At 61.8% G+C, this 17,757-nt stretch carries 16 protein-coding genes and 1 pseudogene; 7 read left to right on the top strand and 10 right to left on the bottom strand.

Going from position 1 to position 17,757, the window contains the following annotated elements:
• Together ACSAMW_RS04485 and ACSAMW_RS04480 are read left to right on the top strand one after the other, a co-directional pair.
• Positions 1–870 (top strand): MurR/RpiR family transcriptional regulator, encoded by an 870-nt coding sequence (locus tag ACSAMW_RS04485; RefSeq protein ID WP_500592854.1) that lies wholly within the window; start codon positions 1–3, stop codon positions 868–870.
• Between the two features lie 50 nt (positions 871–920).
• Positions 921–1,817 (top strand): allantoinase PuuE, encoded by an 897-nt coding sequence (locus tag ACSAMW_RS04480; protein WP_500592853.1) that lies wholly within the window; start codon positions 921–923, stop codon positions 1,815–1,817.
• Positions 1,818–1,850: 33 nt separating this feature from the next.
• Here the strand turns inward: ACSAMW_RS04480 and ACSAMW_RS04475 are convergent, their stop codons facing one another.
• From ACSAMW_RS04475 to ACSAMW_RS04460, 4 genes are all read right to left on the bottom strand, one after another.
• On the bottom strand, positions 1,851–2,585 hold the full coding sequence (locus tag ACSAMW_RS04475; protein ID WP_500592852.1) for an SDR family oxidoreductase: 735 nt from the start codon (positions 2,583–2,585) through the stop codon (positions 1,851–1,853).
• Positions 2,586–2,749: 164 nt separating this feature from the next.
• Positions 2,750–3,286, bottom strand: a complete 537-nt coding sequence (locus tag ACSAMW_RS04470) for a cytochrome b (RefSeq protein ID WP_500592851.1) — start codon at positions 3,284–3,286, stop codon at positions 2,750–2,752.
• A gap of 138 nt (positions 3,287–3,424) precedes the next feature.
• Complete coding sequence (locus ACSAMW_RS04465; RefSeq protein WP_500592850.1) at positions 3,425–4,603, bottom strand: trans-sulfuration enzyme family protein; 1,179 nt, start codon at positions 4,601–4,603, stop codon at positions 3,425–3,427.
• Entirely contained in the window at positions 4,600–5,976 is a 1,377-nt protein-coding gene (locus ACSAMW_RS04460) for a pyridoxal-phosphate dependent enzyme (protein WP_500592849.1), read from the bottom strand. The genes ACSAMW_RS04465 and ACSAMW_RS04460 overlap by 4 nt, the downstream gene beginning before the upstream one ends.
• Before the next feature lie 294 nt (positions 5,977–6,270).
• On the opposite strand from ACSAMW_RS04460, the gene ACSAMW_RS04455 reads away from it, so the two are divergent.
• Positions 6,271–6,777, top strand: coding sequence for a P-loop nucleotide/nucleoside kinase family protein (locus tag ACSAMW_RS04455; protein ID WP_500592848.1), 507 nt, complete (start codon positions 6,271–6,273; stop codon positions 6,775–6,777).
• Between the two features lie 769 nt (positions 6,778–7,546).
• The gene (locus ACSAMW_RS04450; protein ID WP_500592847.1) at positions 7,547–8,206 is read left to right on the top strand and encodes a haloacid dehalogenase type II; all 660 of its coding nucleotides are present in this window, start codon (positions 7,547–7,549) and stop codon (positions 8,204–8,206) included.
• 8 nt (positions 8,207–8,214) lie between these two features.
• On the opposite strand, the gene ACSAMW_RS04445 is transcribed toward ACSAMW_RS04450, so the two are convergent.
• Both ACSAMW_RS04445 and ACSAMW_RS04440 read right to left on the bottom strand, forming a co-directional pair.
• Positions 8,215–9,354, bottom strand: a complete 1,140-nt coding sequence (locus ACSAMW_RS04445) for a metallophosphoesterase (RefSeq protein ID WP_500592846.1) — start codon at positions 9,352–9,354, stop codon at positions 8,215–8,217.
• A gap of 113 nt (positions 9,355–9,467) precedes the next feature.
• Positions 9,468–10,742 (bottom strand): MFS transporter, encoded by a 1,275-nt coding sequence (locus ACSAMW_RS04440; RefSeq protein ID WP_500592845.1) that lies wholly within the window; start codon positions 10,740–10,742, stop codon positions 9,468–9,470.
• A 135-nt stretch (positions 10,743–10,877) separates the two neighbouring features.
• Here ACSAMW_RS04440 and ACSAMW_RS04435 point away from each other — a divergent pair.
• Positions 10,878–11,042, top strand: a pseudogene (locus ACSAMW_RS04435) (glyoxalase superfamily protein); the annotation flags it as partial.
• Between the two features lie 745 nt (positions 11,043–11,787).
• Here the strand turns inward: ACSAMW_RS04435 and ACSAMW_RS04430 are convergent.
• Both ACSAMW_RS04430 and ACSAMW_RS04425 read right to left on the bottom strand, forming a co-directional pair.
• Positions 11,788–12,918 carry an L-dopachrome tautomerase-related protein gene (locus tag ACSAMW_RS04430; protein ID WP_500593977.1) on the bottom strand — a complete coding sequence of 377 codons (1,131 nt, stop codon included), beginning with the start codon at positions 12,916–12,918 and terminating at the stop codon, positions 11,788–11,790.
• Positions 12,919–13,114: 196 nt separating this feature from the next.
• A complete protein-coding gene (locus ACSAMW_RS04425) occupies positions 13,115–13,972 on the bottom strand; it encodes an alpha/beta fold hydrolase (RefSeq protein WP_500593976.1) in 858 nt (285 codons plus the stop codon).
• 124 nt (positions 13,973–14,096) lie between these two features.
• Between ACSAMW_RS04425 and ACSAMW_RS04420 the strand changes: the two genes are divergently transcribed.
• Positions 14,097–14,675, top strand: coding sequence for a CGNR zinc finger domain-containing protein (locus tag ACSAMW_RS04420; protein ID WP_500592844.1), 579 nt, complete (start codon positions 14,097–14,099; stop codon positions 14,673–14,675).
• A 12-nt stretch (positions 14,676–14,687) separates the two neighbouring features.
• Here ACSAMW_RS04420 and ACSAMW_RS04415 read toward each other — a convergent pair whose 3' ends face one another.
• A complete protein-coding gene (locus ACSAMW_RS04415; protein WP_500592843.1) occupies positions 14,688–15,590 on the bottom strand; it encodes a LysR family transcriptional regulator in 903 nt (300 codons plus the stop codon).
• Positions 15,591–15,730: 140 nt separating this feature from the next.
• On the opposite strand from ACSAMW_RS04415, the gene ACSAMW_RS04410 reads away from it, so the two are divergent.
• Positions 15,731–16,126 (top strand): RidA family protein, encoded by a 396-nt coding sequence (locus tag ACSAMW_RS04410; RefSeq protein WP_500592842.1) that lies wholly within the window; start codon positions 15,731–15,733, stop codon positions 16,124–16,126.
• Between the two features lie 9 nt (positions 16,127–16,135).
• Here the strand turns inward: ACSAMW_RS04410 and ACSAMW_RS04405 are convergent, their stop codons facing one another.
• Positions 16,136–17,623: a SulP family inorganic anion transporter gene (locus ACSAMW_RS04405; protein ID WP_500592841.1), complete on the bottom strand. Its 1,488-nt coding sequence runs from the start codon at positions 17,621–17,623 to the stop codon at positions 16,136–16,138.
• Positions 17,624–17,757: the final 134 nt, after the last annotated feature.

Here is a 17,757-nt window from a genome sequence, read left to right as displayed (position 1 = left end):
ATGCCAGTACCCCAAACCCTCGCCGAGTTGCGCGCGCTGATTGTTGAAGGGCAGGACCGCCTGACGGCTCGGCAGCGTGATGCGGCCCACTACCTCACAGACCACCCCCACGAAGTGGCCTTGAACACTGTGGCGGCTTTGGCCAAGCAGTCGGGTATTCCCTCGTCGGCCTTCATCCGCCTGGCCCAGGCCTTGGGCTTCAATGGCTTCAGCGATGTTCAGAAGTTGTTCAAGCAGCCCTTGCAGCAGGCCGGCGGCAGCTTCAAGGAGCGCATCCGGCACTACCGGGGCGAGCAGCTACTGGAGGACCCTACCGACGTGGGCGCGACGCTGGCGGCGTTCAGCCGTGCCAACATTGTCTCCCTGGAGCACCTGGCCGAAGGGCAGCAAGTGGAAGCGCTGGAAGCCTCCATTGCCCTGTTGCAGCAGGCGCGCACCATCTTTGTAGTGGGCATGCGGCGCTCGTTCCCCATGGCCGCCTACCTCAGCTACGCCTTGAGCCGGGTGGGGCGGCGGGCGGTGCACATCAGTGGCTTAGGCGGCAGCTTGCGCGAACAAGTGGGCGCGCTGCACACCGATGACGTATTGGTGGCTATCAGTTTCCCGCCGTACGCCGCTGAAACGGTAGAGGCCTGCCAGCAGGCTGTGGCGGCAGGTACGCCTATTGTGGCGTTGACCGACAGCCTGCTTAGCCCTATCGGGCAAAGCGCCTCGGTCATGATCGAAGTCAATGACGCCGAATTGTTAGGTTTCCGTTCACTCACCGCCGCGTTCTGCATTGCCCAGACATTGGCCATGGGCCTGGCGTTTCGGGAGGGCCAAACCCTCGAAGGCCTGGATCATGAAGCCTTGAACCATATCGATTGCTAAGCATGGCTTGGCAGTCAACTTACCCTCTGTGAACCGCAGGAGACTGTTCCATGACGTTACCCTTACGTGATCTGGTCGGTTATGGTCGGCAGCGCCCGCAAGGGACTTGGCCCAACGGTGCACGCCTGGCAATCAGCCTGGTCATCAATTACGAAGAAGGCTCCGAACGGTCCCTGGCCATGGGCGACCCCGACCAGGAAAGCATGACGGAATGGGGGAGCTATCAATTTCCCGCAGGCGTGCGCAACCTGGCCATGGAGTCCATGTACGAGTACGGCGCGCGGGTAGGCATCTGGCGCATTCTGGATATCTTGCAGGCTGCGAACGTACCCGCCACCTTCCACGCCTGCGCGGTCGCCTTCGAACAGAACCCGGAGGTGGCCAAGGCGGCAGTAACCCTTGGGCATGAAATCTGCAGCCACGGTTACCGTTGGGAAGAAGTGTTCCGCCTCACCGAGGCCGAAGAACGCGAGCACATTCGGCTGGCGGTGGAATCCTTCGAGCGCACGTGCGGCCATCGCCCGGTGGGGTGGTATTGCCGGTACGGCGCCAGTGTTCGCACCCGCCGCCTGGTAGCCGAGGAAGGCGGCTTCCTGTATGACTCCGACGCCTACAACGACGACGTGCCGTACTTTGTGGACGTGGACGGCCAGCAGCGTTTGGTGGTGCCGTACACCAGCGACGTGAACGACTTCCGCTACTGGAACTCCCCAGGGCTGTCCCAGGCGTCGGATTTTCTGGAGTACATGAAGGAAAGCTTCGAGGTGCTGTACGAAGAGTCGTCCGACGGGCTGCGCATGATGTCTATCGGGCTGCACCCGCGCATGGTAGGGCGGCCGGGCAGGGTGCGCGCCATCAAACGGTTTATCGAGTACGCCCAGGGGCATGAGGGGGTATGGTTCGCCACGCGTGAGCAGATCGCCCGGGCGTGGCTGGCTCGGCCGTAAGCGACCGCCTGACCGACTGTGAGCAAGTGCTCGTCAATAAGGGCTAGCGGTAGGCCGTACCACGATCTCGCTCACATCTACGTCATCGGGCTGTTCTATGGCGTACGCCAAGGCCCGGGCGATAGCGTCGGGGGTGATTGCTACCTGGCGGAACGCCTTCATCGCTTCCCGTGCCCTTTCATCAGAGATCGTGTTCGCCAGCTCCGACTCCACTACGCCTGGGCACACAACGGTCACGCGGACCTTGTCGCTTTCCTGCCTCAGGCCATCGGAAATGGCGCGCACGGCAAACTTGGTAGCGCAGTACACAGCAGCGGTGGGCGATACCGACAAGCCGCCAATGGATGAGATGTTGATCACCTGACCGTGGCCTTGGGCTTCCATCAGCGGCAACACAGCGGCAATCCCATGGAGCACACCTCGCACATTGACATCCAGCATCTGGTTCCATTCGGCGATTTTCAGTGACGACAAAGGAGACAGTGGCATCACGCCGGCGTTATTGATAATGACGTCTACCTGGCCAAAGGTGTCCTTGGCAAAGTCCACGAACGCCTGCACGTCGGCGGCGTCGGTCACATCAAGCGCCTTGGCGCGGGCTGATCCACCTTCAGCTTCTATAGTGGACACCAGCGCCTGCAGCCGGTCTAGCCTGCGGGCACCCAACACGGTATGGGCACCCTTGGCCGCGATAAGCCGGGCAGCCGCTTCGCCAATCCCACTGCTGGCCCCAGTGATCAGTACAACCTTGCCTTTGATATTGGACATCTCACGCGCTCCTGTGGCCGCCAGCCTGGCAGCCTTTATGGTGCCGCCGGTGGTGAGTACCTGTGGCGGCAGGGACCCCACCACAGTAGGCGTAACACGTCAGAGCGTGGATGCCGACACCTGCCGAAAACTTGCCTGATACTGTCGAGGGCGCACAACGTGCGTTAAGGCATACGCTGAGGCGGCAGCATGCGATCCAGCGTTCCATCGCGGCGCACGGCCACATGCCACACTGTGCCCGCCACATGCAGGGCGATGAGCCCGTACACAGCGAACTGGCACCACACGTGCACGGTGTCAGCCAGTTTGCCCAGGTCATCGTTGCGGGCAAAGCCCGGCAGGGAGATGAGCCGGAAGAAGGGTACGTCTTGGCCGTTCCCAGCCATCAGGTAACCGGTGACCGGCATCACCAGCAGCACTGCATACAGCAAGCCATGGGTCAGGCTTGCCGCCAGGCGCGTGAGGCGCGCATGGCTGGCCGGGTGGGCCGGTGGGGCGTGCCGAAAGCGCCAGGTGAGGCGCAGCAGCGCCATGAGGAACACGCTGATGCCCATGGACTCATGCGCCATGTACCAGAACACCCGCACCGGGCCGGGCGGAAAGTTTTCCGCCACCCACACAAACGGTAGCAGCAGGCACAGGGCCGCAGCGGTAAGCCAATGCAGGGCCTGGGCCAGGCCGGTGTAGCGTTCCATAGGCATCAGGGCTCCGTGGGTAGCAGGGGTTCCCGGCCTTCGCCTTCGGCTTCGGCCAGTCCTACAGCGATGGAATGGCGCCAGCCTCTGTAGGAGCTGGCGATAGCCGGCGAACCTTATTCAAGCATCACGCGGCAGGTTCCGTTAAATCACTGCCAGGGCCTGTGCGAGGTCTGCCCTCAGGTCCTCCACCGCCTCAACCCCCACGGACAGCCGCACCAGGCCATCCCCAATACCCAGCTTCGCCCGATTTTCAGCCGGGATGCTGGCATGGGTCATGATGGCCGGGTGCTCGATCAGGCTTTCCACACCGCCCAGGCTTTCGGCCAGGGCGAACAGCTTCACATGTTCGAGGAAGCGGCGGGCGCCGGCCAGATCGGTGTTCAGATCCAGGGAAATCATGCCGCCGAACCCACGCATTTGTGTGCGTGCCAAGGCGTGCTGGGGGTGGGAAGGCAGGCCGGGGTAGTACACGCGCGCCACCTGTGGCTGCTGCTCCAGCCACTGGGCCAGGTCCAAGGCGTTGCTGCAATGGCGCTCCATGCGCAAGGCGAGGGTTTTCACGCCCCGTAAGGTCAGGAAGGCGTCGAAGGGCCCCGCGATGGCGCCCACGGAGTTCTGCAGGAAGCCCAGGCGCTCGGCAAGGTCCGGGTTATCGCCTACCACTGCGATACCGCCGATCACGTCCGAGTGGCCGTTCAGGTACTTGGTGGCTGAATGCACCACAATGTCGAAGCCCAGTGCCAGTGGCTGTTGAATCCAAGGGCTGGCGAAAGTGTTGTCGGCGACACAGAGTATGCCGCGGTCTCGGCACACCCGTGCAATAGCGGCCAGGTCTGTGAGACGCAGCAAGGGGTTGCTGGGCGTTTCGACCCAGATCATGCGGGTGTCGTCCTGCAAGGCCGCCTCGAAGGCGGCAGCGTCGGTCATGTCCACGAAGGTGAAGCGGTGGCCGGCACTGCGGCGCCGTACCCGGTCGAACAGGCGGAAAGTGCCTCCGTACAGGTCATCCCCCGAGAGCACATGGCTGCCGGCATCCAGCAGTTCCAGCACGGACGAGATCGCCGCCAGGCCGGACGCGAAGGCGAAGGCCTGGGTGCCACCTTCCAGGTCGGCCACACAACGCTCCAAGGCAAAACGCGTAGGGTTGTGGGACCGGCCGTAGTCCAGCCCCTTATGCACACCGGGGCTTTGCTGGAGGTAGGTGGAGTTGGCGTAGATCGGCGGCATCAGCGCGCCCGTGGTAGGGTCCGGGCTTTGCCCGGCATGGATCACGCGGGTGGCGAACGCCTGTGAAGGCGCGCGGTTATCAGGTTGGCTCATGGCAGGGATTTCCGTAAATGGTTAAGCAAGTCGACGCGGGTAATCAGCCCATGGAAACCGGACGCGTCGGCAATGATCGCCACCATGCCCTTGTCCAGCTCCTGTTGCAATGCCAACAGGCTGGCGCCCGGGGCCAGGGTTTCGAGGGTGTCCGTCATCACGCTGGCCACCGTAGTGTGGAAACTGGCCGGGTCCTGGTGCATGCCCAGGAGGATATCGGACTCGTCGATCACCCCTACCAGGTGCTGGCCGTCCACCAACACGGGCAGCTGCGACACGTCGGCCAGGCGCATACGCTGGAAGGCGGTGAGCAGCGTGTCATCTGGCGCTACACTGATCACACGGCCGTCTTCAAAGCGGCGGGCGATCAGGTCGCGCAGGTCGTTGTAGCGGGTGCGTTTAAGCAGGCCCTGGTCGGTCATCCATTGGTCGTTGTACACCTTGGACAGGTAACGGGTACCGGTATCGCATACGAAGGTCACCACCCGCTTGGGGGTGGTCTGCGCCCGGCAGTACTGCAATGCTGCAGCCAGCAGGGTGCCCGTGGAGGAGCCACCGAGTATGCCCTCGGCCTTTAATAGCTGCCGAGCGTGGTCGAAGCTGTCCTCGTCACTGATCGAATACGCCTGGCGCACGCTGGAAAGGTCGGCGAACGAGGGAATGAAATCCTCACCAATGCCTTCCACCGCCCAGGAACCGGCCTCGGGCAGGATGCCACTGCGGCTGTATTCGGCCACCACTGAGCCTTCCGGGTCGGCCAGTACCATGGCCAGGTCCGGCTGCACCCGTTTGAAGAAGCGGGTAAGGCCGGTCAAGGTGCCGGCCGAGCCTACACCCACGACGATGGCATCCAGGTCATGTTGGGTCTGGGCCCAGATTTCCGGTGCGGTGCTGGTCTCATGGGCCAGGGGGTTGGCGGGGTTGTTGAATTGGTCCGCGAAGAAGGCGCCGGGAATGTCCGCTGCCAGCCGTGCGGCCATGTCCTGGTAGTAATCGGGGTGGCCTTTGCCCACGTCCGAGCGGGTGATGTGCACCTCGGCGCCCATGGCTTTGAGGTGCAACACTTTTTCGGTGGACATCTTGTCTGGCACCACCAGCACCACGCGGTAGCCTTTGGCGCGCCCAACCAGGGCCAGGCCCAGGCCGGTATTGCCGGCGGTAGCCTCCACGATAGTGCCACCAGGCTGCAGGCGGCCATCGCGCTCTGCGGCGTCGATCATGGCCAGGCCCACGCGGTCCTTGATGGAGCCACCAGGGTTTTGGGATTCAAGCTTCAGGTACAGCGTGCACAGGCCCGTGTCGATACGGCTCACGCGTACCAGGGGTGTGTTGCCAATCAACTCGAGAATGGCAGGGCGGGGTGGAACGGGCATGGAGGCTCCTTGGAGTTGTCGGGTCAAGGCGCGTACAGGCCCGCGCCTTTTCCCACCAGAGTCTAGATGCACGTTCTAAACACGTCCGAATTTGCACAGGCCAGGTTTTACACCTAGGCTGTGTATGAAATGTTCTGACGCGAAGGTCAGGCAAGGCGAAAACAGGCGAGGAAGCGGAGTTTACTGGTTGTAAATGAGCATTCCGAGCCTGTTTTCAACGCAGCATCACCGAGTGTCAGGACTTTTTATACATAGCCTAGGGTGCAGAAGCTTTTATTCACCCAGAGACACACCATGCTTGTTGTCTTCAGCGGCCTGCCCGGCACCGGCAAAACCACCCTCGCTACGCAGCTCGCCAGGAAAACGGGCGCGGTGTACCTGCGCATCGATACCATCGAACAAGCCATTCGCGATTCAGGGGATTTCCACCAGCCCGTAGGGCGCAGCGGCTACCGGGTGGCCACTGCGCTGGCCCTCACGCACCTGCGGATGGGGCACTGTGTAATTGCCGATGGCGTCAACCCCGTCGCCGAAAGCCGTGCAGCCTGGCACGACGCTGCGTTGAACGCTGAGGCGGTGCTGCTCAATATCGAGGTAGTCTGCTCGAACCCGTATGAACACCGCCGTCGGGTAGAGGGGAGAGCCTCGGATGTGCCAGGGTTAACCCCGCCCACCTGGCAATCGGTGGTGGAGCATGACTATGAACCCTGGGCGGTGCCTGTGCTGTGTATCGACACGGCCTGTGTATCGTCCGAGGAGGCCGTGGCGCTGGTTGTGGAACGTATGGGCCTGGGGGCTTAGTCCCGAAACCTGAGCCCTACTCGGGCGCGGCAGTTTCGCAATTCGATACTGCCTAGGGCATAGGGCCAACAGAGCTGCGTCTTCATGCTGGTTGGCTGCGCCACAATGGTCACCGGTACGTTCCGGGCAAGGGGTCTACCAGATGTTCCTATAGGTTCCTTGGCAAAGGTGACCACATTGTCAGCGCCCCGGGGGGTAAAGTTCTGGTCGTTAAAGACGGTTTGCCGCGGCGCACCAACGGGCGTGCTTGAATCCCTAGCCACCGGGCGCGACGAGATGGGCTCTTTATACAGGTGTAGTGGTTCATTGGCCCGGCTGATGCGGCCTGTTACGACCTCTGGCCCAGGGTCATGATAGTTGCCCTCAAGGCCGACGGCTGAGGGGCGATGTACCCATTGGAAGGCGCCAAACGTAGCCAGGCCCATCACTACCAAACACAGTGCAAGGCCAATGCGTTCGTGTTTGGCGCGTTTTCGTGTAAGGCGCATGGGCGCATCACTGATGTCGGCGTTCATCCCTGTCCCTGTTCGACAATAAACTCAAGCTACCACACGTTCCACTGTGTGAAGCTCCATGCGCAAAGGCAGTACCGCAGGCCCTGCAGTTGCTGCTATGGGCTATTAGATAGCTATTATGCTTCTACCATTGAGGACAATCATCCTTTTTAACTTCCCGCCTGGCATGTCCGCCTGAACTCCCAGCCTGCCGACCCTTCCATTGCACACGTAGGCCCACTGGCCACGTGACTGAAATAAGAAGGAAAGGTGACATGCTTAAACACATCATTTTTGACGTAAACGAAACGCTGCTGGACATGGCGGCCCTCGACCCGTTATTCGAGCAGGTCTTCGGGCATAGTCATTTGCGCACGGAATGGTTCCTTACGCTGCAAACGTGCTGGATGACCAACACCATCACCGGGCAGTACCAGCCGTTTGGCGAGCTGGCACAGGCGGCCTTAAGAATGGTTGGCGCGGGCCATAAGGTAGACGTGAGCGACCTGCAGTGCCAGGCGTTGGCCGAAGCGCTTGAAACGCTTCCCGCCCACCAGGATGTACGCCCGGCCTTGCAGCGCCTGAAGACCGAGGGCTTTGTACTGATCGCCCTGAGCAACGGTGCTCTCGAAGCCCTGCGCCAGCAGCTCGAATCCGCCCAGCTTACCGGCTACTTCGACCACATTATGGCGGGCAGCGAAATCGAACAGTTCAAGCCCGCGGTGCATACCTACCAGATGGTTGCACAGCGGCTAGGCCTGGCGATAGATCAGCTACTGATGGTGGCGGCCCATGCCTGGGACCTTGCCGGGGCTGCCCATGCAGGCTGCCGCACAGCCTTTGTGGAGCGCCCGGGAAAAGTGCTGAACCCGGTTGGCGTCAAGCCCGACCTGACGGGGGCAGGGCTTGGCGCTATTGTCGATCAGCTCGCATAGCTGCCGACTTATGTATCCGTTGGAACAACAGGGTTTGCCCGCCGCAGGGTGATACGGGTCAGCTCTGACGGCACACCCAGGCGCAGGGCGAACCCAGGCCAGAGGGCTGTGCCGTTGTTGACATACAACTGCATGTCGCCCACCTGATAGAAGCCTGACACAAAGCCTTCGTTTGCTCCGGCAATGATCCGGTCCAGGATCCTGATCATCCCCCCATGGGTATGCCCGGACAGCTGCAGCGCAACGCCTTGGCGAGCGGCCTGGCGAGCATTGCGTGGCTGATGATCCATCAGAATGATCGGTGCCTTGGCCGGGATACCGGCCAGGGCCTGAGCCAGGTCGGGGCCAGGCAGGCCGGCGCGGGGGGCGCTCAGGTCGGTTACACCGGCCACCACCAGTTGCGCCTCACCGCGCGCGATCACGGCATGGCTGTTGGACAGGCGCTTCATGCCCAGGGACACGAAGTAGCGCATCCACCCCTCATTGTCGAAGAAGTACTCATGGTTGCCGGGTATCACGTACACCCCGTCTGGCGCACGCAGGTCACGCAGCGGCTCGATATCGTTACGGCGGGCGTCGATAGGGCCGTCAATCAGGTCGCCGGTGATCAGGACCACGTCCACGCCAAGTGTGTTGGAGCGGCGCACCACTTCACGGGTCCAGGGTGCATCGAACAGGCGGCTGATGTGCATGTCCGTGAGTTGCAGCAGCGTATAGCCCTCGAACGCAGGCGGCAGGTCACGGATAGCGACCGTAATGTCTTTGAGCGGCGGCACCCGTGCGGCCTGGTGCACGCCCAGTGCGGCCAGCAACACGGCGGCCGTGCCGATCCCATAACGCACCAGCGGCGGGATGGTGAGCCATTGCCGACGTACCAGCATGGTCAGCACCGTCCCTACGTCGACCACCAGTTGCAGTACCGCCAGTAGCAGAATGGCACCGAAGGCCCAGTTGAAGAACAGCACCCATGCCCGTGGAAATTCCGGCGAGAACACACTGCCGGAGGAGAACTTGGCAAACAGGTGATACTGCGAGGCCAGCAACAGCAACAGTGCCGCCGCCAGCCTGGCGGCAAGTGGCCAGGGCAGGGGGTAGATGAAGCGGGCAATCACATACACGCAGGGCGTGCTGAACATGAGGTGGAACATTGAGTCGCTCCTGGATGAAGGTCGCCTGGCCTGTCCGGGGAGCAAACCCAGGCAGCGTGAGGGTGCCTGGGTTGAGAGGAGCGAATAGTCGTTACGTTCCACCCGGCGCGGGCTTATCCCGCCTGGGCCGCTGCTTCCTCGGCGGCGTGGGCCTGCACCGCATGGGCCAGGTCTTCGGTCACACGCAATTCCACGCCTGTGGCCGAGTACTGCGCGGCAGCGGCGAACGGGGCTGAAGCCACCGGCACCGGATGGGCCCTCCGGCGCCACACAAAGAACGCCACCATGGCCAGGTTGATCACCGCAAAGGCCCAGAACAGCGCGGATGGGCCGGCCCAGGTCATGATCGGTGAAATGGCCATGGGGCTAACGGCCGACCCTAAGGAGTTGATAAGCAGCAGGCCTTGGATCATCCGCACCAGTGCGCCATCCGGTGCACTGTCCGCCGCATGGCTGACCGCTACCGGGTACACCGCGAACACGCCACCGCCGAGCAGGAACATCACCAGCAACATAGGCCAGCCACCCGGAGGTACGATTACTGCCGCCACCGACAGCATGGCGCAGGCCGCACCCAAAATAATCAGCACCGTCTGGCGATCTGTGCGGTCCGACCAGCGCCCTACCGGGTATTGCAGCACCATGGCACCAAAGATCACCGCTGCCATCATGTGCCCAACGTCGGTGACGTTCAGGCCTATGTTCTGCAAATAGAGCGGTAGCAAGGTGTACACCGCCGCGATGGCCACCCCGGAACCAAAGCATCCCATTACGCTGGTGGGCGTGATTTGCAGCAGTTTGCCCGGTGGCAGCGGCTCAGCGCGCTCCACCAGCGGCGTGACCCTGGGCAGCATCACGATGGGTATCAAGGACAGCGAGGCCAGCATGGCCGCAATGGTAAAGGGGACTGCGTCCCCTGCGCCCATGACGGTGCCCAGGCTCAGTTGCCCCAGCAGCCCGGCGCTGTATAGCGCGATCATGTAGATGGCCAGCAGGCGCCCACGGATCTTGGGGTCGGCTACCAGCAGCAGCCAGCTTTCCACCACCAGGTACACGCCCACGATGGCCCAGCCATTGACCAGGCGCAGGGCAGACCAGATCCACGGATCGCTACACAGGCCCTGAAGGGAAATGGTGACCGCGATCAGAGCGGCAAAGCAGCTGTAGGCCCTGATGTGGCCAATACGGGAAATCAGGCGCTCGTTAAACACCGAGCCCAGGCTCAGGCCGATAAAGTACGCTGACGACACCACCCCCACCATGGTGGCGGAGAACCCCATGGCATCGAGCCGCAGCGTGGTCAGCGAAGACATCAGCGCGCTGCTGATACTCATAATGAACAAGCCCAACAGCGGTGCCAGCGCCATGGACAACAATTGCACAGACATAACGATCTCAGTGGTAGAACAGGTGGGTAGGTGTTGCTGGCGGGGGCTTTATTGAAGTTGTGCGGCAGGCAACGCAGGGCGCGCATGGTAGCGGGCGGGAGGGGCGTATTGAAGGGGGTGGCGGGGATTTTTATTACGGTGTTTGTGCCGATGCGGAACATTGCGCTACTGCGCGAAGAGTTGCAGGAAAAGCGATACGGATACGGCCGGCCTGAGATTACCGAGCAAGGGTGGGGGCAGGTGCTGGAAACCTATGACCCCTTTGGCAACCGTATCCGGTTTTGCGAATTGACCGAGTAGGCACCTGGCTTGCCAGCGCTTGGTTTGCCCTAGGCACCTTACGGTGCCATTCGCCGGCAAGCCGGCTCCCACAGGTGTTGAGGCGCTGGTATGCCTTTCCCTGTGGGGCCTGGCTTGCCAGCGCTTGGTTTGCCCTGGGCACCTTACGGTGCCATTCGCCGGCAAGCCTGCTCCCACAGGTGTTGAGGCGCTGGTATGCCTTCCCCTGTGGGACCTGGCGAAGCCAGGGAGCAAGCCCATAGGCGCCTGGCTTGCCAGCGCTTGGTTTGCCCTGGACACCTTACGGCGCCATTCGCCGGCAAGCCGGCTCCCACAGGTGTTGAGGCGCTGGTATGCCTTTCCCTGTGGGGCCTGGCTTGCCAGCGCTTGGTTTGCCCTGGGCACCTTACGGTGCCATTCGCCGGCAAGCCTGCTCCCACAGGTGTTGAGGCGCTGGTATGCCTTCCCCTGTGGGACCTGGCGAAGCCAGGGAGCAAGCCCATAGGCGCCTGGCTTGCCAGCGCTTGGTTTGCCCTGGACACCTTACGGCGCCATTCGCCGGCAAGCCGGCTCCCACAGGTGTTGAGGCGCTGGTATGCCTTTCCCTGTGGGGCCTGGCTTGCCAGCGCTTGGTTTGCCCTGGGCACCTTACGGTGCCATTCGCCGGCAAGCCTGCCCCCACAGGTGATGAGGCGCTGGTATGCCTTTCCTTGTGGGACCTGGCAAAGCCAGGGAACAAGGCCACAGGCGCCTGCGTTGCGGAGGCTTACCGCGTCTGCACAGGCTTGGCGTCGATCTTCACGCGCATCAGGCTGTAGGGCTTTTGGCGCAGGTCCTTGCCGCCGTGGAAGAGGGCCTGGCGGTGGAGCTGGTTGGCGATAAAGTACAGATAGCCGTCAGCACCCACCGACAAGGTGTCAGGCCACAGCACGCGCGGGTCGTGAACAATGGTCTGCCAGCTTCCGTCGGCTAGGCGCTTGCGGATGCTGTTGTCTTCATAGTCGCCCGCGTAAACGGCGCCCTGGCTGTCAGCCTCCAGCCCGTCGGAGGGGCCTTTTTCACCTAGGTCCTTCACAGCCGCGGCGAGCTGTTGCTCGGTGGCTTTCGGGTCACGTAGCAAGGCCGTAGGCACTGAGAAGAGGTGGCGGCTGGACAGCGGGCAGAAGTACAGGGTTTGGCGGTCCGCCGATAACGCAATGCCATCGGCAGCGACGGCAAAGGGTTTGGTGCTGCCATCGGCCCCACGGATTTTCAACATCTGGCCTTCTACCCTGGGCACGAAGTTGGGGTCAGCCGAGGTGGACGCTGCACCGTTCAGGCGCCGTACGGCCGTGCCCGTGGCCAGGTCCAGCACGATGATCGCGCCGGGCCCGCTCAGGGACGAGTCGGTGACGTAGGCCACACCCTCTTTGCCGGCGCTGAAGTCAAAGCGTACGTCGTTTACGTAGGTGCTGGGCAGGATCACGTTCTTGGGGAACACCACGGTCTTCACGACCTTGTTGGTCTTGAGGTCCACCGCAACCAGCTTGGCGCCGCCGGTGACCGGCTCGGAAAATTGAGGCGCGGCGGTGTCCAGTATCCACAAATGCCCCAGCCCATCGGCGACCACGCTTTGTACGCTGATAAGCCCTTTTTCCGGGTGTGCAGGGTTGGCCTGGTTTATCGCCAGGTCAGGGTAGGGCACGACCTTGCCGTCACGCAGCTCACCCACGGTAAAGGGCACGTCATCGCCCCAGCGCGGGAAGTTGACGAACAGGCGGCCCTGTTCACTCACCGTCACGCCCGTGGGCATGGCGGCTGGGAAGGCGAACACCTGTTCCAGGTGGCCCACAGGAGTGTCTTGGGGCAGGGTGCTCGACGCCGCAGCGGCTGCCGTCTGGCCGCCAAGCGCTACCATCAATGCCAGAGATGTGAGCGGTACGAAGTGTTTAAACGACACAGCAAGTTTCCTTAGCCCCAGGTCGTGAGGCGGCTGTCAAAAATAGGTGAAACCATCGGCTTCCGTGTGCTGGAAGCCAGCTTGACGGCTTCGGCTAGGTTCTGACAGCTACAAAATGCGATAACGCTTTCACTTACACAGAGAAAGTCGCCGGTTACGGCACAACCCTGTCCAGGAACTCACGGATGGCCGGAGTAATCACCTGCCCATGGGTTTCCAGCGCGAAGTGCCCGGTGTCATAGAAGCGAATGTCCGCGCCTGGGATATCACGCGCCCAGGCTTGCGCACCTGCGGGAAGAAAGAAGGGATCGTGTTGCCCCCAGACCGCCAGTAGCGGTGGCTGATATTGCCGGAAATACGCCTGAAACGTAGGGTACAGCGCTACGTTGGACGCATAGTCCAGCACCAGGTCCAACTGAATCTCAGCATTGCCGGGCCGTGAAACCTGAAGCCCTTCGAGCGTATAACCGTCGGGCGCTACCAGCGTAGGGTCGGGCACGCCTTCCAGGTACTGCCACTTGATCGAGGCCGGGGTAGGAAAGCTGTGCAACGCTTCGCGGTTTTCTGGTGAAGGGTCGTGCCAGTAGCGCTGGATGGGCGCCCAGCCTTCCCCTAAGCCTTCTTCATACGCGTTACCGTTTTGGGAAACGATGGCCGTGATCCGTTCCGGATGCGCAACCGCCATCCGCCAGCCCACTGGCGCGCCGTAATCGTGAACCATCAGCGCGTATTGCTTGAGTGCCAGCTGCTCGGTGAACTGGACCAGGGTGCTGGCCAGCTGGTGGAAGGTGTAGGCGTACTCGCCCCGTTCAGGTGCCTGGGTGAAACCAAAGGCTGGCAGGTCCGGTGCGATCACGTGGTACCGGTCCGCCAACTCAGGGATGAGGTCCCGGAACATGAACGAGGAGGCCGCGAACCCGTGCAACAACAGAACGACCGGCGCGCCGGGGCGCCCGGCTTCACGGTAGAACACCTTGACGGGTCCAACCTGCTCATGGCGGTAGCGAACCATTGTGTCTGCTGAGGAAAGGGTCACTCGTGCCTCCTTGTAACTTCATAAATGTGTGTTTGAAGGTTACAAACCGGTTTGGTAACCTGTCAAACATATTTTTGGAGTTACGAGGTTTCACCGGCCTATGACAGACCTGTCCATCCCCCCGCTATTCGTGGCGGACAACCTTGCGTTGGATTTCATCAACACCGAATACGGTGTTGGGGACCAGCGCCAAGACGCGCTTGCCAGCGGTCAGTGCGTTGCACACTGGCTGGCCCAGGCGGGGCTCCTGCCTGAACCTCCAAGAGACCCACTCCCCGAAGGGCTGTTGCCTGACGCACTTGCGTTGCGTAACTGTTCAAGGGCTGTAGTCATGGCCGCCATGCACGGTGTCGAAGCAGACGTGGCAGTGGTCAACCAGGTACTTGAAGCGGGGCGCCCAGTGTCAACCTTGGTGTGGGAGGCCACTGCCAAGGCATTCCGAATAAGCGCTCAATCCAGTGGCAACAGTTCGGCCAGCCTGCTATGGCCCGTGGCGGAAGCCTTGGTGAACCTAGTCACCAGCGACACGTTCGCCTTCGTGCGCCAATGCGAGGCTCAGGACTGCATCCTGCTGTTTCATGATGTGAGCAAATCCCACCGCCGCCGCTGGTGCAGCATGGCCACGTGTGGCAACCGCATGAAGGTGGCGGCGTTTCGCGCTCGCAAGAAACCGGAATAACGAGCCGTGCAGTCAGGTGTGGTCGGCGAGCAGCGCCGTCACCCATTCCATAAACGCTCGTAGCTTGGCGCTCACATGGCGGTTGGGTGGGAAGGCCAGGTACATGGGCAGGGTAGGCAAATCCCAGTCTTCGAACAGCGGCAGCAGCGCACCAGTGGCCAGGTGTGGGCGGGCCATGTAGTGCGGTAGCCAGAGAATGCCCAGCCCAGCCAGGCCAGCCGCCAGGTAGGCGTTGCCGTCGTCTACCGTCAGTTGTGGGCGACCCTGAAGGTGAAGCTGCTCCTCCCCGCGCTGCATTTGGTAGGGCAAGGGCCTGCCCGTGCGAAACCAGAGATAGCCAACGGTGCTGTGTGTACCGTTCTCCAGGTCCAGCGGGTGCGCGGGCGAACCGCAGCGCTGGAGGTAGGCCGGGGCGGCATATACGCCGAGCTTGAGGTTGGACACCTGCCGAGCAATCAACGACTGGTCGGTGATCTCACCACCTCGTATCACGCAGTCCACGTTCTCGCCAATGATGTCGATGATGCGATCGCTCACCCCCAGGGTCAGCTGGATGTCCGGATAACGCTCGTAGAACGCGGGCAGGGCGGGTATCAGCACCATACGCGCCAAAGGGCTGGGCACATCCACACGCAACCGCCCCCGGGGTGTGAGGGCGGCGCTGGAGAGGCTGGTCTCGGCGTCATCCACCTCGGCCAGCAGTCGGACAACCCGCTCGTAATAGGCCGCACCGTCTGCTGTGACATTTACCTTACGCGTGGTGCGATTGAGCAAGCGTACGCGCAGCCTAGCTTCCAGCTGCTGGATCAGCTGCGTCACACTGGTCTTGCTCATGTGCAAGGTAGATGCTGCCTTGGTAAAGCTGCCTGTTTCTACTACACGCGCAAAGGCCTGCATTGCGTCAAACCGGTCCATAGCCTGTTGCTCTCATGCGGGGATTGTTTGCATTCTACAAACAGTCATGGCCAGGGTTGCCTGTTTATCCTGGCCGGTCGTGTTTCTACAGTGGCTTCACATTAGCAACAGGGCTTGATGCCTTTGACCGGAGCTATGCCATGACCTTTGCACGCGATGCTGTTTTTCCACCTGATCGCCATGCCTTGTATAACCTTCACCGCTATTCACCGGCGATCCGTTCCAACGGGTTTGTATTCGTGTCCGGCCAAGTGGGCAGCCGCAAGGACGGCTCGCCCGAACCGGACCTGGCGGCACAAGTGCGGCTGGCCTTCTCCAACCTCAACGCCCTCTTGGCTGAGGCTGGTGGGCGCTTTGACGATGTGATAGACGTCACATTGTTCATGGTAGACCCGGCGTCCACCTTTGAAACCATCTGGGCCGCTGCCGCTGAGTATTGGGGGGCTGCGCCGTACCCGACCGTGACGGCGGTGGGTGTGACCTGGCTGGCCGGCTTCGACTTTGAAATCAAGGTGATTGCCAGGCAGGCGCAGTAGCCGATTCCATCAGTGCCCCACTATCGAATCGATCGCCCCAGGCTTGTCATGCACACCAAACCGGTCCACCAGGGTAGCGGTGGCGCGGTTCATGCCAATGACATCCACCGTCAGCCCGGCCTTGCGTAACTTCAGCACCACCTTGTCCAGGGCCGCCACGGCGGTGATATCCCAGAAGTGAGCCTCTCGCAGGTCGATGGTGAGGGTGTCCAACGGTTCTTTGAGGTCGAACGCGGCGCTGAACCGGTCTGCCGAGCCAAAGAACACCTGCCCACTCACGTAGTAGGTGCGGTGGCTGTAGGCTGGGTCGCGCTCGGAGCTGACTTCCATGAAGCGGGCGATCTTGTTGGCGAAGAACATTGCGGCCAGGAGGGTGCCAGCGATCACACCATAGGCCAGGTTGTGGGTGGCGACCACCACTACCACGGTCACCACCATCACGATGTTGGTGGACAGCGGGTACGCCCTCATGTCGCGGATCGACGCCCAGCTGAAGGTGCTGATAGACACCATGATCATCACAGCGACCAAAGCCGCCATGGGAATACGCGCCAGCCAGTCGCCCAGGAACAGCATCATGATCAGTAGCAGCACCCCGGCACTGAGTGTGGACAGCCGGGTTCTGCCGCCAGACTTCACGTTGATCATCGACTGCCCGATCATGGCACAGCCTGCCATGCCACCGATCAGGCCGGACGCGATGTTGGCAATCCCCTGGCCCTTGCATTCGCGGTTCTTGTCACTGGGGGTATCGGTAAGGTCATCCACGATGGTAGCCGTCATCATGGATTCCAGCAGGCCCACCACTGCCAAGGCCGCTGAGTAGGGCAGGATGATAACCAGGGTGTGCAGGGTAAGCGGCACACTGGGCCACAGGAAGATCGGCAAGCTGTCTGGCAGCGCTCCCATATCACCCACCGTATGAACGTTCAGGCCCAAATACACCGCAATGGCCGTGAGTACAACGATGCACACCAGCGGCGATGGCAGAAGCCGACCTAGCACGGGAAGGCGCGGGAATAGGTAAATGATTGCCAGGCCGCCTGCTGTCAGGGCATAGACAGGCCAGGTAACCCCAGTCAGTTCTGGCAGTTGTGCCATGAAAATAAGAATGGCCAGCGCATTCACAAACCCTGTGACCACCGAGCGCGACACAAACCGCATCAGCGCGCCTAGGCGCAAGTAGCCAGCCAACAGCTGAAACACACCACACAAAAGCGTCGCGGCCAGCAGGTACTGAAGGCCATGGTCCTTGACCAGGTTTACCATCAGCAAGGCCATGGCGCCGGTGGCGGCAGAAATCATGGCCGGTCGGCCGCCTACGAAGGCGATGACGGTGCAGATACAAAACGAGGCATACAGCCCCACTTTAGGGTCCACGCCAGAGATGATGGAAAAGGCGATGGCCTCGGGAATGAGGGCAAGGGCTACCACTAAGCCGGCCAGTACGTCCGCGCGGACGTTGCCCAGCCAGTTTGATTTAAGGTTTTGAAACATTGAGTCACCCATGGCAGGCGCACGACGGCACAGAGCGCTACGCGCTGCCCGATGCAGGTACGTCTGTTCGATAGTGTTGGAGAACGCTGTGGCCAAATACAGGCGCACAGAAGGGTGCGGCTTCCCCTAAGGGG

The sequence above is a fragment of the Pseudomonas sp. AB39(2026) genome, from assembly GCF_059831485.1.
Note: the sequence above shows the minus strand (reverse complement) of the source record. Positions and strands in the feature narration are given on the sequence as shown.